Origin of the sequence: Paucihalobacter ruber, from assembly GCF_006494535.1 — a bacterium.
Lineage (GTDB): Bacteria > Bacteroidota > Bacteroidia > Flavobacteriales > Flavobacteriaceae > Paucihalobacter > Paucihalobacter ruber.
Genome location: NZ_VHIQ01000001.1, coordinates 389,027 through 403,426, shown reverse-complemented (window position 1 = coordinate 403,426; position 14,400 = coordinate 389,027). Strand labels below are relative to the sequence as shown.

Annotated in this window: 14 protein-coding genes; 3 read left to right on the top strand and 11 right to left on the bottom strand. The window is 35.9% G+C overall.

From position 1 onward, the window contains the following. Nucleotides 1–35 precede the first annotated feature (35 nt). Genes gap through FJ651_RS01760 form a run of 6 tightly spaced genes read right to left on the bottom strand, consistent with a single transcriptional unit; the run spans nucleotide 36 to nucleotide 5,022 of the window. Entirely contained in the window at nucleotides 36–1,019 is a 984-nt protein-coding gene (gene gap / locus FJ651_RS01785) for a type I glyceraldehyde-3-phosphate dehydrogenase (RefSeq protein ID WP_140988677.1), read from the bottom strand. 4 nt (nucleotides 1,020–1,023) lie between these two features. Next, complete coding sequence (gene lipA, locus FJ651_RS01780) at nucleotides 1,024–1,902, bottom strand: lipoyl synthase (protein WP_140988676.1); 879 nt, start codon at nucleotides 1,900–1,902, stop codon at nucleotides 1,024–1,026. Nucleotides 1,903–1,946: 44 nt separating this feature from the next. Continuing rightward, nucleotides 1,947–3,167 carry an Nramp family divalent metal transporter gene (locus tag FJ651_RS01775; RefSeq protein ID WP_140988675.1) on the bottom strand — a complete coding sequence of 407 codons (1,221 nt, stop codon included), beginning with the start codon at nucleotides 3,165–3,167 and terminating at the stop codon, nucleotides 1,947–1,949. Further along, nucleotides 3,164–3,712 carry an RNA polymerase sigma factor gene (locus tag FJ651_RS01770; protein ID WP_140988674.1) on the bottom strand — a complete coding sequence of 183 codons (549 nt, stop codon included), beginning with the start codon at nucleotides 3,710–3,712 and terminating at the stop codon, nucleotides 3,164–3,166. The genes FJ651_RS01775 and FJ651_RS01770 overlap by 4 nt, the downstream gene beginning before the upstream one ends. Further along, complete coding sequence (locus FJ651_RS01765; RefSeq protein ID WP_140988673.1) at nucleotides 3,703–4,812, bottom strand: glycosyltransferase; 1,110 nt, start codon at nucleotides 4,810–4,812, stop codon at nucleotides 3,703–3,705. The genes FJ651_RS01770 and FJ651_RS01765 overlap by 10 nt, the downstream gene beginning before the upstream one ends. A gap of 3 nt (nucleotides 4,813–4,815) precedes the next feature. After that, a complete protein-coding gene (locus FJ651_RS01760; RefSeq protein WP_140988672.1) occupies nucleotides 4,816–5,022 on the bottom strand; it encodes a membrane or secreted protein in 207 nt (68 codons plus the stop codon). Between the two features lie 143 nt (nucleotides 5,023–5,165). Here FJ651_RS01760 and aqpZ point away from each other — a divergent pair, with 143 nt between their 5' ends. Next, entirely contained in the window at nucleotides 5,166–5,852 is a 687-nt protein-coding gene (gene aqpZ, locus FJ651_RS01755) for an aquaporin Z (RefSeq protein ID WP_140988671.1), read from the top strand. A 52-nt stretch (nucleotides 5,853–5,904) separates the two neighbouring features. Here the strand turns inward: aqpZ and FJ651_RS01750 are convergent, their stop codons facing one another. The 4 genes from FJ651_RS01750 to FJ651_RS01735 form a co-directional block, all read right to left on the bottom strand. Next, nucleotides 5,905–6,714, bottom strand: a complete 810-nt coding sequence (locus tag FJ651_RS01750; RefSeq protein WP_140988670.1) for an anti-sigma factor domain-containing protein — start codon at nucleotides 6,712–6,714, stop codon at nucleotides 5,905–5,907. An 11-nt stretch (nucleotides 6,715–6,725) separates the two neighbouring features. After that, nucleotides 6,726–7,253 (bottom strand): RNA polymerase sigma factor, encoded by a 528-nt coding sequence (locus FJ651_RS01745; RefSeq protein WP_140988669.1) that lies wholly within the window; start codon nucleotides 7,251–7,253, stop codon nucleotides 6,726–6,728. Nucleotides 7,254–7,371: 118 nt separating this feature from the next. Further along, a complete protein-coding gene (murB, locus tag FJ651_RS01740) occupies nucleotides 7,372–8,388 on the bottom strand; it encodes a UDP-N-acetylmuramate dehydrogenase (protein ID WP_140988668.1) in 1,017 nt (338 codons plus the stop codon). Further along, nucleotides 8,388–9,578 (bottom strand): pyridoxal phosphate-dependent aminotransferase, encoded by a 1,191-nt coding sequence (locus FJ651_RS01735; RefSeq protein ID WP_140988667.1) that lies wholly within the window; start codon nucleotides 9,576–9,578, stop codon nucleotides 8,388–8,390. Before FJ651_RS01735 ends, murB begins: the two co-directional genes overlap by 1 nt. Nucleotides 9,579–9,734: 156 nt before the next feature. Here FJ651_RS01735 and FJ651_RS01730 point away from each other — a divergent pair, with 156 nt between their 5' ends. Beyond that, a complete protein-coding gene (locus FJ651_RS01730) occupies nucleotides 9,735–11,030 on the top strand; it encodes a pepsin/retropepsin-like aspartic protease family protein (RefSeq protein WP_140988666.1) in 1,296 nt (431 codons plus the stop codon). A gap of 39 nt (nucleotides 11,031–11,069) precedes the next feature. Here the strand turns inward: FJ651_RS01730 and FJ651_RS01725 are convergent, their stop codons facing one another. Further along, complete coding sequence (locus FJ651_RS01725; RefSeq protein ID WP_140988665.1) at nucleotides 11,070–11,495, bottom strand: DUF1573 domain-containing protein; 426 nt, start codon at nucleotides 11,493–11,495, stop codon at nucleotides 11,070–11,072. A 182-nt stretch (nucleotides 11,496–11,677) separates the two neighbouring features. Between FJ651_RS01725 and FJ651_RS01720 the strand changes: the two genes are divergently transcribed. Continuing rightward, on the top strand, nucleotides 11,678–14,308 hold the full coding sequence (locus FJ651_RS01720; protein WP_140989022.1) for a valine--tRNA ligase: 2,631 nt from the start codon (nucleotides 11,678–11,680) through the stop codon (nucleotides 14,306–14,308). Nucleotides 14,309–14,400 lie beyond the last annotated feature (92 nt).

Here is a 14,400-nt window from a genome sequence, read left to right as displayed (position 1 = left end):
AATTATTTATTCGATAAAAGTGATAATTTTCTCGATTAATTGCAAATTAAATCAATAATTCTACTCGAATAACCGGTTTCATTATCGTACCATCCCACTATTTTAACCATATCTCCAATTACCGAAGTCATTTGAGAATCGAACACGCAAGAATGCGTATTACCAATTACATCAACCGAAACAATTGGGTCTGAGGTATACTGCAAAATACCTTTTAAATTGGTTTTAGAGGCTGTTAAAAATGCCTGATTGATCTCGTCAATTGTCACAATATTTTGCACATTCAATGTAATATCGGTTAAGGAGCCATTGGCAACGGGAACGCGTATGCCGCAACCACCAATAACATTTGATAAATGTGGAAATACTTTGGTGAGCGCTTTCGCGGCTCCTGTTGTAGTTGGTACAATTGATTGTCCGGCCGCTCTGGCTCTGCGCAGATCTTTATGGGGTTGGTCGTGTAAACTTTGGTCTGTGGTATATGAGTGAATGGTGGTAATATAGGCTTGTTTAATGCCGCAAAGTTCATCAATAACTTTCATCATAGGTGCTGCATTGTTGGTAGTACATGAGGCGTTCGAAACAATGTTAGCTGAAAATATATTGCTGTTATTTGTAACACCTAAAACTATCATGTCTATGCTGTCATCATCCGGTGGCACCGATAAAATCACTTTTTTAGCACCATTATTAATATGATGTTCTAAATCTTCGTACTTTTTGAATTTTCCTGAACACTCAATTACAAAATCTAAGTTAAAAGGTTGCCAATTAATGTCTTTTGGGTGATTGGCATTACTGATTACTACTGTTTTATTATTGACTATGATTTTTTGATCTGAAAATGAGATGTCTCCATTAAAAATGCCGTGAATACTGTCGTATTTGAGCAAATGCGCTAAGGTTTCGGCATTTGCAAGATCATTAATGGCCACTACTTCAACATTTTGCTTGTCCTGAAGTAATCTAAAAACGCGCCTGCCAATTCTGCCAAACCCGTTAATACCAACTTTTATCATAAGTTTAATCGATATGTTTTTGAGCTTTATACGATGATCTCACCAAAGCACTACTTTCAACGTGTCTGAATCCTAAATCTAAACCAATAGCTTTATATTCATCAAATTGTTCAGGTTGAATAAATTGTTTTACGGGTAAGTGTTTTTTGCTTGGCTGAAGGTATTGACCAATGGTGACCACATCAACTTCATTGGCTCTCAAATCGTGTAAAGTTTCAATAACTTCTTCACGTGTTTCTCCTAAACCCAGCATAATTCCCGATTTGGTTCTTCGTTGACCTTGTTGCTTTAAGTATTTAAGCACGCCCATACTGCGGTCGTATTTGGCTTGAATTCTTACTTCTCGTGTTAATCGTCTTACGGTTTCTATATTGTGCGAAACTACTTCGGGTGCCACATCTATAATTCTGTCGATATGTCTTTCAACGCCTTGGAAATCGGGAATAAGCGTTTCCAAGGTTGTTTGCGGATTCATTCGTCTTATGGCTTTTACAGTTTCGGCCCACATAATGCTGCCCATATCCTTTAAATCATCTCTGTCTACACTTGTGATAACGGCGTGTTTAATTTGCATGATTTTTATGGAGCGGGCCACTTTTTCGGGTTCGTCCCAGTCTAAAGTCTCAGGTCTTCCCGTTTTTACGCCACAAAAACCACAAGATCTGGTGCATACATTACCTAGAATCATAAAGGTTGCGGTGCCTTCGCCCCAGCATTCGCCCATATTAGGGCAACTTCCTGAAGTGCAGATGGTGTTGAGTTTATACTTATCAACCAGACCCCTTAGTTCAGTGTATTTTTTTCCTGTAGGCAGCTTAACGCGCAGCCATTTTGGTTTTGCTTGTCTTTCGGGTAATATGTTTGAAGCCACCTGAGTTTCCATATCAATTTTTTATTTGCAAAGATACAAAGTAAAAATTTAAACTTTTACAATATTGAGGTCAAGTACCAAATTCCGAATACCGCTAAAAACAGTATCCCCAACCAGCTTAAAATCTTCATGAAGCCTGAGGGTTGATGCGCTTTAGGCGTGTATTTACCTGTAATAAGCCAATAATTAATAATGGCGTAAAATGGCGCTGTTAAAAATGAAATGATGGTGGCTATTTTAACCAAAACCAATAATTCTGAACTCAGCCAGATAAAAATGGCGCAGGTACCAATAGTTAATACTACGAGCCAAATTTTATATTGATTGATTTGCTTGTTCGAAAATAATAATTGTGTGGTTTTGAACATGGCTCGTGGCGAGGCGTCTAAGGTGGTTAGTGTAGTACTAAACATGGTTGTAAATGCCGCGACTGCAATAATAATAAAACTCCAGTTTCCTAAACTTTGGGTGTAAAGATTGATAAGTTGGGCCGAAAATTGCGTGCTTGAATTACCAAATTCCAGTCCTGAGTTATACATCACAAAAACACCCAAACTCATAAAGCAAATACCAACAATAATGGTGGCAAAATAGCCAATATTAAAATCTGCTAACGGCGACTTACCTTTGAAATCGGGATGTAGTTTTTGTTTTTCAAGTGTCCATAATGATTGCCAGATAGAGCAGTCTAATGGTGCCGGCATCCAACCCATAAAAGCAATTAAGAAGGCAATTTCAATAGTATTTTCAGGAATAATTTGTGTGAAATCGAAAGGTCTAGAATAATTAAAAAACGATAGAATTGCAGCTATTAATGTTGAAATAGTTAGCGTTATTACTATAACTTTCATCAAACTATCTAAAAGTTTATATTTTCCGTTAATTAGTATTAATACCGAAATGAACAAAATAACAATTGCCCAAACCGTGGTATTCATAAAATCGCCAAATAATTGTTGCGCTAATCCCGCTGTTACAATAGTTACCGCAGCTTGTATGGTAAACATGGTTGCGAACGTAATGACAAAATATAATGGTAAAATAAATTTGTTTAGTTTTTTATAACCGTCTAACAAAGACTCTCCAGTGGCATTGGCATAGCGCATACCAAATTCAAAAAACGGATATTTAAATAACGTTACCAATAACAAGGCCCATAGCAATCCAAAACCAAAGTCGGCACCTGCGCGTGTAGATTGCACCAAATGCGAAACTCCTATTGCTGCTCCGGCAAAAATCAATCCCGGACCGAGAGATTTAAAGCTTAAGTGTTTCATTTTTTTGTTAGAATCTCAGCGAGGAGTTTTTTAGCTCGTAACAGTTTTACTTTAATGTTGTTGACGGGTTCTTTTAGCTCTACGGCAATGTCCTTGTAACTCATTTCCTGAAAGTAGCGCAATTGAATAACCTCTTGATAAGCCGGTTTTAATTTTTTAATATCTCTAAGAAGTTTGGCGAGATTTTGTTCGGTAATAATGATGTCTTCGGCCGATGGCGACTCGTCTGCAATTTGATAAAACTCGTCGTCGTGAGAAGGTAAATTGCTTTTTGAAAATCTAACTTTTTGTTTTCTTACAAGATCGGTATGGATATTTTTTGAAATGGTAATTAACCATGTTTTGAAGTTGTATTCAGACTTGTATGTGTCTAATTTATCAAATGCCTTTGAGAATGTTTCAATGGTAATATCTTCAGCATCGTTTTCATTATTGGTTCGTTTTAATAAAAATCCATAGACATCATTCCAGAAATGGTCTAATAAAAATCTAAAAGCTGCCTGATTGTTGTTTTTGGCGTTGTCGATGGCTTCTTTTATTTCCAATGTTTTGGTTTTGATATCAAGTTAAGAGTAAAGATAATCAATTGTGAGAAAACCAAGAAAAAGTCTAAGAACACCATCCAAAAAACCAAGCTGTTTTCATTGAGTTTTATGGCGCCTTTGATTAAAATAATTTGCTGAATTAAAAGCCTTAAGAAAATTAGCGCCAATACCCAGACTAGTTTAACCTGAAGTACAATTAAAACAATGGCCAATATCCAGAAAATTAATTGAGATAGATAAAAAAAGCCGAGTAATAATTTGTGTTTTGGTTTGTAATATTTAGAAGTGATAGTGTGTCGCCTTTTTTGATAAACCCAATTTTTAAAAGAATTTTTTCCTTCTGAATAAGTAAAACTTTCCTTGTTAAAACAGATAGTCGTGTTGTGAGCAGTTGCTACCTGATTTACAAATAAATCGTCGTCACCCGATTTAATGTGCATGTGGTTCATAAAACCCGAAGCCTCAAAAAATAAATCTTTACGATAGGCTAAATTTCTTCCAACACCCATGTAGGGCATTCCAAATGTCGCAAATGAAAAATATTGAACGGCGGTTAATAAAGTTTCGTAACGAATAAGTTTGTTCAGTAATGAATTCTTCTTACCGCTAATTCCGCCATACCCAAGAACCAGCGATTTGGAGCTAGTGAAGTTGGACGCCATACTCTTAATCCACTGTTTGGATATTGGTTGGCAATCAGCATCCGTAAAGAGCAAAAAATTGTTGGATGCTGCTTTGATTCCTAAAGTAAGGGGGTATTTTTTATTACCCCAAAATTTATCAATGGGTTTAACTTTTACTATTTTAATATTCTTGTGTTTTTCGGTGAATGACTCCATGATTTCTAATGAATCATCGGATGAATTGTCGTCTACTAAAACAATTTCAAAACTTGGGTAGTCTTGCTGAATGATTAAAGGAAGATATTGCTTTAGATTTTCAGCTTCGTTTTTGGCACAAATAATCACCGAAACAGGAATATTTTTGGTCTCAGTATCGGTGGTGTTTAAAAATGTAAATTTTGAAAATACAAATAAGTAATATAAAGCTTGAATACCTATTATTACTGTAAAAAGATAGAATAATGCTTCGGCGAGCATGTGTTATGACGTATGCTGAGGTTCTTTACAACTGTCGAATTGATCAGGGCTTTTGCCACAAAAACCGCAGGCTTCACCATTTTGATTTAAATAGGGGTTTTGGCTTGCGCATGTACCGGCAAATTTTCCGTCTTTTTTGGCCCAAATTTTTATAGCAATTCCTGCAATGGCTAACGCCAATAAAACTAAAGTTATTAATAGTAATTTCATGGAAATCAATTTTTGCAAAGATACGGGTATTCAAAGCAATTATAAAATATAAACGGTTATGTATTTCTAAAAAGTTTTAGAAAATGTTAAAGAAATGAAAATATTTTATACTTTTAACCATCTAACTATTAAATATGTAATATATGAAGAAATTATTTGCAGAATTCTTTGGAACCTTTTGGTTGGTTTTTGGAGGTTGTGGTAGTGCTGTTTTTGCGGCCGGTTATCCCGATTTGGGAATTGGATTTGCCGGCGTAGCGCTAGCTTTTGGTTTAACGGTATTAACAATGGCTTACGCAGTTGGTCACATTAGTGGCGGTCATTTTAATCCGGCAGTATCTTTTGGACTCTGGGCCGGAGGTAAATTTGATGCTAAAGATTTGATTGGGTACATTATTGCCCAGTTGGTTGGTGCTATTGCTGCCGCCGGTGCGTTATATCTAATTTTATCAAATAAAGATGGCTTTACCAGTGTTGGCGGATTTGCTTCTAATGGTTTTGGCGACTTGTCGCCCGATGGCTACTCAATGACCGCCGCACTAGTTGCAGAATTTTTGCTCACAGCGTTCTTTTTACTGATTATTTTAGGAAGTACCAATGAGCGTGCTCCAAAGGGATTTGCACCTATAGCAATTGGTCTTGGGCTTACACTTATTCATTTAATTAGTATTCCAATTACCAATACCTCTGTGAATCCTGCAAGATCTACCAGTCAGGCATTATTTGCCGAAGGTGCTTACATATCTCAGTTGTGGTTATTTTGGGTAGCACCAATAGCAGGTGCCATCGTGGCCGGCTTAATTCATAAAGCGCTTTTGGACAAAGAATAAAGCAAAGTTAATGATATTTTAAACGCTTGAGGACATGCCTCAAGCGTTTTTTTTATTGGTTTAAAATAATTTCCGCAACTTCTCTTTCAGGCGAGGTCACAACATTTCCACCTTTATCTTCTATGGTAATTGTAAGTGCTATTAAACTATCTAAATAGGGTAGCGGTTTAATTTTTGCATCGTTTGGATGCATAATTCCCAAACTTACCATACGGTCTTGTAACTCACCCCAAATTTGGTAACATTGGTCTTCGGGTAATTTTGGTAGGCTTATAATATCAAGCATTGAGGTTCTTTCAACGGGATTGATATAGGCAACGGTTTTCAGGTTGCTGGCACGTTCGTTTCCGCTTAGCACGTATTTTTGAGTATCAGGATTGTTTAGTTTTTGAAACTGGCGCATTAAATCAGATAATTGCGAGTTGGTATTTTCGATATCGCTTCTAAGGTCAAAAATTTCATCAACTACTACTTGATTTTCAGATTTTAAGGATTTGTTGTCAAAATACAGGGCTGTTGCGGCAATCGCAAAAATCACCGCAGCCACCGAAGCTGCCATAAAATACCAAGGCGTTGAAGTTTGATTTTGAGTTATATGAATAATCTTCGGTTGTTCTTTTTCAATTATTGTATCTGCTTTGTTGATTGTTTGGAAGATATCATTCAATAAGTCTGGCGCAGATTTACTTTCAGCCTTCGCCAAAATCTCGAGATTTTTTTGACCTACTTGATAGGCTTCTTTAACTTCTTCAAAATTATCAATAAAGTACTCAACTTCTGTATTTTCTTTTGATGAAGTCGCACCAATAATATATTTGTCTAATAAATTAGACGCTAGAAATTCTTGTGGTTTTTTATTCATGGCATTCATCTTTAATTGTAAAACTTTTTTAGTTCCCGCAAACCAATTTTTAATCTGGATTTGATTGTACCTAATGGAATGTCTAATTCTTCGCTTGCCTCTTGTTGTGTCATACCTTCAAAAAACAGTGCTTTAATTACTATTTGGTATTTTTCGTCAATCTTGTCAAGTTGCGCTCTTAGGTCTAATACATCCTGATTTAAACTGGTTGTTGGTAGTACATATACGTTTGTGTGATCAATTTGGATGTTTTTTTGATGTTTTAAGTTATGGCTTCGCAGTTTGTCTATGGCTGTATTGCGTGCAATTCGGTAAAGCCATGTAAATAATTTGGCTTTATCGGCATCGTACTTGTTGGAGTAGCGCCACACTTTAACGAAAGTTTCTTGAAGTGCATCTTGTGCCAGTTCGTCGTTTTTTGTTATTTTTTGAATGACTCCAAACAAGGCGTCGGAATAGTGTTCATACAACAAATTTAAAGCTTGTTGATTACCCTCTTCCAGCAGTTTGATGATTTGTGTTTCTAAGCTTGTACTCAAAAGGTTGTTTTTTAGTTGAATGGCTTTCCGTTAGGAAAAAGGTAACGCTAATTTATTGAAAGTAATATAATTTGTGTGCTCTAAAATAACTTATTTCTTAAATTTTGAAGTTGTTTCTCTAATTCAATACATTGACCTCCATCTCAATTTCAATGTCAAACAGGCGTTTTACTGTTAGTTGAATAAGCTTAGCGAGGTTAAAAATATCTTCACCTTTGGCTCCGCCATAATTTACCAACACCAAAGCCTGATTTTTATGAACACCGTAATTACCCATAGTTTTTCCTTTAAATCCGGCGTGTTCAATAAGCCATCCGGCAGGGACTTTAACCCCTTCATTTGAAACCGGATAGTTTGGCATAGTGGGAAAATTATTAAGTAAAGCTTGGTATTTTGAAATTGATATAATGGGATTTTTAAAAAAACTACCACTATTGCCTATGTCCTTTGGGTCAGGAAGTTTACTTTGCCTGATGCTTATAACAGCCTCTGAAACATCTTTAATTCCCGGTGTGGTAATCCCATTTGTTTCCAGTTGCGACGCTATGGCACCATAGCCAATTTTAATATTGTGTTTGTTCTTGGTAAGTTTTAAGGTAACACTAATTACCACATACTTGTTTTTTAAATCTTGTTTAAATACCGATTCGCGATAACTAAAATTACAATCATTATTTGAAAAAGATTTAATGTTTCCGGTTTCAATATTTATTGCTTCGCAAGAAATGAGTACATCTTTGATTTCAACACCATAAGCACCAATATTTTGAATTGGTACAGCGCCCACTTTACCCGGGATTAATGATAAGTTTTCAACACCTCCAAAATCATGTGCTATGCACCACAAGACAAATTCGTGCCAGTTTTCTCCGGCATAAGCTTTTACCAAAACATGAGACGCATCTTCTTCTAAAACTGCTGTTCCTTTGATGTCGAGGTGAATCACTAAAGATTCTATATCTTTAGTTAGCAACATATTACTGCCGCCACCTAAAATTAATTTCTTCTCGTTTTTAAAGGTTTTTAATACAGCTTGAAGTTCGGCTACAGAGCTTATTGTCACAAATTTCTTCGCTTTAACATCGATACCAAAAGTATTGAAAGGTTTTAAAGAAATGTTGTTTAGTATTTGCATTAGTCTTTATAAACTTTAAGCGCTTCTTTTAAAATTTTTACGGCTTTGACTAAGCTTTGTTCAAGAAGAACGTAGGCAATTCTTATTTGATTTAAACCAACGCCCGGCGTTGAATAAAAACCTGCGGCCGGTGCGACCATTAGCGTTTCGTTGTTAAATGAAAATTTTTCAAGCAGCCATTGGGCAAAATCATCAGCGTTTTTAACAGGTAATTCCACCACGCAGTAAAAAGCACCGTTTGGTTTTGCAACTTTCACCCCTTCAATTTGTTCAAGTTCGCGCATGAGGGTATCTCTTCTTTTTTTGTACTCTGCCTTAACTTCGTCAAAATACTGCTGAGGTGTATCTAAGGCAGCTTCACTGGCTATTTGTGCTAAGGTTGGCGGACTTAATCTGGCTTGTGCAAATTTTAACGCTGTATTTATAAATGCTTTATTTTTCGAGACTAAATATCCAATTCTTGCGCCGCACATACTGTAGCGCTTCGAAACAGAGTCTATAACAATTGCGTGTTCTTCTAAACCGGGTACTTGTAGCACGGAAAAATGTTTAACGTCGTCATAAACAAACTCCCGGTAAACTTCGTCTGCAATTAAAAATAAATCGTGTTGTTTAACGATGGCTGCCAGTTTCATGATTTCTTCTTTTGTATAAAGGTAACCTGTTGGGTTTCCGGGGTTACAAATAAGAATGGCCCTTGTTTTGGGTGTAATTAATTTTTCAAAAACTTCAATAGGCGGCAATGCAAAGTTGTCTTCGATTTTAGAAATTACAGGAACAACCTTTACGCCCGAAGCCGTTGAAAATCCATTATAATTGGCATAAAAAGGTTCAGGAATGATAATTTCATCGCCTTCATCCATGACGCTCCCGAAGGCAAACATTAAGGCTTCGCTGCCACCTGTGGTGACAATAATATCGCTATGCGTTACATCAATTTGATTTTTTTTATAGTAACCGGCAATCTTTTTACGGTAATCTTCAGAGCCTTCAGATCTTGTGTATGCAATGGTTTCTAGTGAATGAACTTTCACGGCATCTAATGCCACCTGAGGTGTTTTTATATCGGGTTGACCAATGTTTAAGTAATAAACTGTGGTACCTCTTTTTTCGGCAGCTTCGGCATAAGGAACTAATTTTCTTATAGGAGATGAAGGCATTTGTTGCCCTTTTTTGGAAATCTGTGGCATATTAAAAATTTAGACCACAAAATTGCGAATTTTTCTTAAGGAATGATTAAAAATTGTATTAAAAATAAACCATCTGATAAATGATTTGTATCTTCATATATTGGATTAATATTTTTGAAATTGAAAAATTATTTACTTTTTTTTATCCTGAGTTTGATGCTCATTTCTTCTGGCCTTAGTCAGAATAGATTCAGCTTGATGAATACCGAATCTGATAAAATTAAATTTGAACTTATTGATAATTTAATGGTCTTACCGGTGTCAATAAATGGGGTTGAACTTTCATTTATATTAGATACAGGGGTGAGCCGACCCATACTATTTAATATTTTGAATTTTGCTGATAGTCTTCAGCTAAAAAATTATGAAACAACACCGTTGAGAGGTCTTGGAGCAGACGGTAGTATTAATGCTATAAGGTCTAAGAGCAATGTCGTTAAAGTAGGTAAAGCTTTGAATGTTAATCAGGAGATTTTTGTTGTTTTTGATAACTCCATTAACTTTACGCCTATTTTAGGAGTGCCAGTACATGGCATTATAGGGTTTGACCTATTAAAAGATTTTGTGGTTGAAATAAATTACAGAGCTAAATTTTTAAAACTTCACAATCCTGAAACTTATAAATACAAGCGTTGTAAAAAGTGCGAAACCTTAAATTTAAGTTTCAGCAATGGTAAACCTTATCTCGATGCCATTGGTTATTTTGATAATAAACCAAAAAAGTTGAAGTTGTTGATAGATACTGGCGGCAGTGATGATTTGTGGTTATTTGAAGATGATTCTCTCGGCATAAAGCCTTTACAGAATAAGTATTTTGACGATTACCTTGGTAGAGGCTTAAGTGGAAATGTTTATGGTAAAAGATCGAAAGTGGAAAAATTCAAAATAAACAAATTTGAATTTTCTATGGTAAATACTGCTTTCCCTGATTCTTCTGCTATTTTTTTGGCGCGTTCCTTTAAAGAGCGAAGTGGCAGTATTTCGGGTGGTTTATTAAGAAGGTTTAATTTAATTTTTGATTATCACAGAAATCAATTAACCTTAAAAAAGAATGCAAATTATAGCCTACCCTTCGAATACAACAAAAGTGGTATCGTAATAGAGCAACGAGGGATGCGTTTGGTAAGAGAAATAATTAAAGCACATGTTACTGATGTTTATGGCCGCAAAAATGAATCAGGAACTACCTTAATGTCGGCTACAACCTATGGTTACAATTTAAAACCTGCTTTTCAAATTGTTGAAATTAGAACAAACTCTGTGGCAGAGCAAGCCGGTTTAAAAATAGGGGATGTTGTAACTTCTATTAACGGAAAACCTACTCAATATTTGTCACTACAACAGGTTAATAAATTGTTTTACCTAAAGGCAGGAAGCACTGTTAAAATGGTGGTCGACAGAAATGACAAGGAAATGTCGTTTGAGTTTAAATTGAAGGATTTATTCCAATAAAAAAGCCCCCGAAACGAGGGCATTCATTTATTTGAAATTTTACTGTTCGATTAGGCTCTTGGCTTTTTTCTCAAGCGGATTATCTTTTGTGCTGTCAACTACTGTGCCTTTAATCTTTAATGAAACAGTTGGTGTTTCGGCATTTGAAATAACAGTGACTGTTTTTCTAATAGGGTTGACACGATTGGTATCGTATTTAACCTGAATTTCGCCGCCTTGCCCAGGCATAATTGGTTCTTTGGTCCATTTTGGCACGGTGCAACCACAGGTAGATTTTACATCAGTAATAATTAATGGCGCATCTCCAGTATTGGTAAACTCAAAGGTTCTTAAACCATCGGCTCCTTTTTCGATAGTTCCGTAATCAATGGTATCGGTTTTAAATTCAATTTTGGCTACTTTATTTTGAGCAAATAAGCCTACTGATAGTAAGCCAAAAAATAAAATTGTAGTTAATTTTTTCATTGTTTTTGGGTTTTTCTAAAGTTTAAAATTAATCTGTTTTTAGTTTCTAACAAAATAAAATAGACGTAATGCATAGTTTTACTTAAATACATTGCTTTAAAAAAGTTTAAACATGCAATTATTTCATTAAAAAATAAATATCAGTACTTTTGCCTTTACTATATCAAAAACAGTACCAAAGTATGGAAATTCCGTTACATTATGATGCAAAAAAGGTAGAGCGCAAATGGTACGACTACTGGATGAAAAACAATTATTTCAGTTCAAAACCAGATCATCGCACACCGTATACCATTGTAATTCCGCCACCAAATGTAACCGGTATTTTACACATGGGCCATATGTTAAACAACACCATTCAGGATGTATTAATAAGACGTGCGCGTTTGCACGGTAAAAATGCCTGCTGGGTGCCAGGAACCGATCATGCCTCTATTGCAACTGAGGCTAAAGTAGTAGCCAAATTAAAGGAACAAGGCATCGACAAAAATGACCTAACAAGAGAAGAATTTTTAAAACACGCCTGGGATTGGACACACGAATATGGTGGCGTCATCTTAGAACAACTTAAAAAATTGGGTTGTTCATGCGATTGGAATCGTACCAAGTTTACCATGGATGATGATATGAGTGCTGCAGTTATCAAGGTATTTGTTGATTTGTTTAATAAAGGTTTGATATATCGCGGATATCGTATGGTTAATTGGGATCCGGAGGCAAAAACAACACTATCCGATGAAGAGGTTGAATACGTAGATCAAGATGGTAAACTATATTATATAAGATATCAAATTGAAGGAAGTAATGAAACCCTTACCATTGCTACCACAAGGCCCGAAACAATTTTGGGCGATACCGCAATTTGTATCAACCCCAACGATGAACGTTTTTCCCATTTGAAGGGGAAAAAGGCTATTGTGCCTGTTTGTAACCGGGTAATTCCAATAATTGAGGATGACTATGTAGATATGGAGTTTGGAACAGGATGCCTAAAAGTAACACCGGCCCACGATGAAAATGATAAAGTTTTAGGTGAAAAACACCAGTTGGAAATCATCGATATTTTTAATGAAGATGCCACTCTTAATAGTTATGGTTTGCATTATCAGGGTAAAGATCGTTTTGTTGTAAGACCCGAAATTGTTGAAGAGTTAAGATCTATCGCTGCATTGGTGAAAGTTGAAAGCCATACCAATAGAGTCGGGATTTCAGAACGTACCAAGGCTATTATAGAACCGCGCTTGTCTGAGCAGTGGTTTCTTAAAATGGAAGACCTAGCCAAGCCCGCAATAAAGGCAGTTTTACAAGATGAAACTATTAGGTTGTTTCCAAAACGATTCAACAACACCTACAGGCATTGGATGGAAAATATTCGCGATTGGAATATTTCGCGTCAACTACTTTGGGGTCAGCAAATACCGGCTTACTATTACGGTGATGCCGAAGATGATTTTGTAGTGGCAGAAAGCCGTGAAGCAGCACTAGATCTTGCGCGCAAAAAATCAGGTAACAACCAAATAAATCTCGAAGATTTAAAACAAGATGCCGATGTTTTAGATACTTGGTTTTCCTCATGGTTATGGCCAATTTCTGTCTTTGATGGGATTAATAACCCAAACAATGAAGAAATTAATTACTACTATCCAACTAATGATTTGGTTACCGGACCAGATATTCTGTTTTTCTGGGTTGCAAGGATGATAGTAGCAGGATTTGAGTTTAAAAACGATATTCCATTTAAAAATGTTTACCTCACCGGTTTGGTAAGAGATAAACAGGGTAGAAAAATGTCTAAATCCCTAGGAAATAGTCCTGACGCCTTAAAACTTATTGAAAATTATGGCGCCGATGGTGTTAGGGTGGGATTATTGCTTAGTGCCGCCGCCGGTAACGATTTATTGTTTGATGAGTCTTTATGTAATCAGGGAAAAGGTTTTGCTAATAAAATATGGAATGCTTTCAGGCTGATAAAAGGCTGGGAAGTTGCAGAAATCGAACAGCCCGAATCATCTAAAATTGCTATTGAATGGTATTCAGCCCGTTTTCAAAGTGTTCTTGGAGAAATTGAAGATCACTACTCAAAATTTAGATTGAGTGATGCCTTAATGAGCGTTTACAAACTCATTTGGGACGATTTTTGTTCATGGTTATTAGAGACGATAAAACCCGGCTATGGAGACCCCATAGATCAAAAAACTTTTAATGAGGTACAACAATTATTTGAAGACAATTTAAAAATCCTTCATCCCTTTATGCCATTCTTAACTGAAGAAATTTGGCAGTTACTTCAAAATAGAAATACAAACCAAGCTTTAATAGTGGCATCTTATCCGGAGGTAATAGCATTTGACCATCTAATCATATCAGATTTCGAATTAATAAAACAAGTTGTTTCAGGTATTAGATCTATTAGAAAAGAAAAAAATATTCCTTTCAAAGACAGTATTGACCTGGCTGTTATTAATAACTTAAACATATCTGAAAATTACAACCCTGTTATACAAAAATTGGGTAATGTTTCAAATATAGAAAGTGTTGAATTGGCACCCGAAGGTGCATTAAGTTTCAGGGTTCAGAGTAATGAGTATTTCATTCCGGTGGCCGGAAAAGTAAATATTGAGGAAGAAATTGCCAAAATAAAAGCGGAATTAAGTTACACCGAAGGCTTCCTAAAGTCTGTTCAATCTAAACTGTTAAACGAACGCTTTGTAAATAATGCACCTCCAACAGTTATTGAAAACGAAAGGAACAAGGAGGCCGATGCGCTTGCTAAGATCGATACCCTTAGAGCTGCGCTTAAAAACTTGAACTGATAAGTTGCTGCTAGTACGTTAAATTTAGTAATAAAATATTGTTGAGTAAAGACTTCACAGACTTCAATCCCGAAGCTTCGGGACTGTGAGGT

Bases quoted from the DNA above. Each gene is read 5' to 3' on its own strand.
- gap (WP_140988677.1), bottom strand. From the start codon at position 1,019: ATGATAAAAGTTGGTATTAACGGGTTTGGCAGAATTGGCAGGCGCGTT.
- lipA (WP_140988676.1), bottom strand. From the start codon at position 1,902: ATGGAAACTCAGGTGGCTTCAAACATATTACCCGAAAGACAAGCAAAA.
- FJ651_RS01775 (WP_140988675.1), bottom strand. From the start codon at position 3,167: ATGAAACACTTAAGCTTTAAATCTCTCGGTCCGGGATTGATTTTTGCC.
- FJ651_RS01765 (WP_140988673.1), bottom strand. From the start codon at position 4,812: ATGCTCGCCGAAGCATTATTCTATCTTTTTACAGTAATAATAGGTATT.
- FJ651_RS01760 (WP_140988672.1), bottom strand. From the start codon at position 5,022: ATGAAATTACTATTAATAACTTTAGTTTTATTGGCGTTAGCCATTGCA.
- aqpZ (WP_140988671.1), top strand. From the start codon at position 5,166: ATGAAGAAATTATTTGCAGAATTCTTTGGAACCTTTTGGTTGGTTTTT.
- FJ651_RS01750 (WP_140988670.1), bottom strand. From the start codon at position 6,714: ATGAATAAAAAACCACAAGAATTTCTAGCGTCTAATTTATTAGACAAA.
- murB (WP_140988668.1), bottom strand. From the start codon at position 8,388: ATGCAAATACTAAACAACATTTCTTTAAAACCTTTCAATACTTTTGGT.
- FJ651_RS01735 (WP_140988667.1), bottom strand. From the start codon at position 9,578: ATGCCACAGATTTCCAAAAAAGGGCAACAAATGCCTTCATCTCCTATA.
- FJ651_RS01730 (WP_140988666.1), top strand. From the start codon at position 9,735: ATGCTCATTTCTTCTGGCCTTAGTCAGAATAGATTCAGCTTGATGAAT.
- FJ651_RS01725 (WP_140988665.1), bottom strand. From the start codon at position 11,495: ATGAAAAAATTAACTACAATTTTATTTTTTGGCTTACTATCAGTAGGC.
- FJ651_RS01720 (WP_140989022.1), top strand. From the start codon at position 11,678: ATGGAAATTCCGTTACATTATGATGCAAAAAAGGTAGAGCGCAAATGG.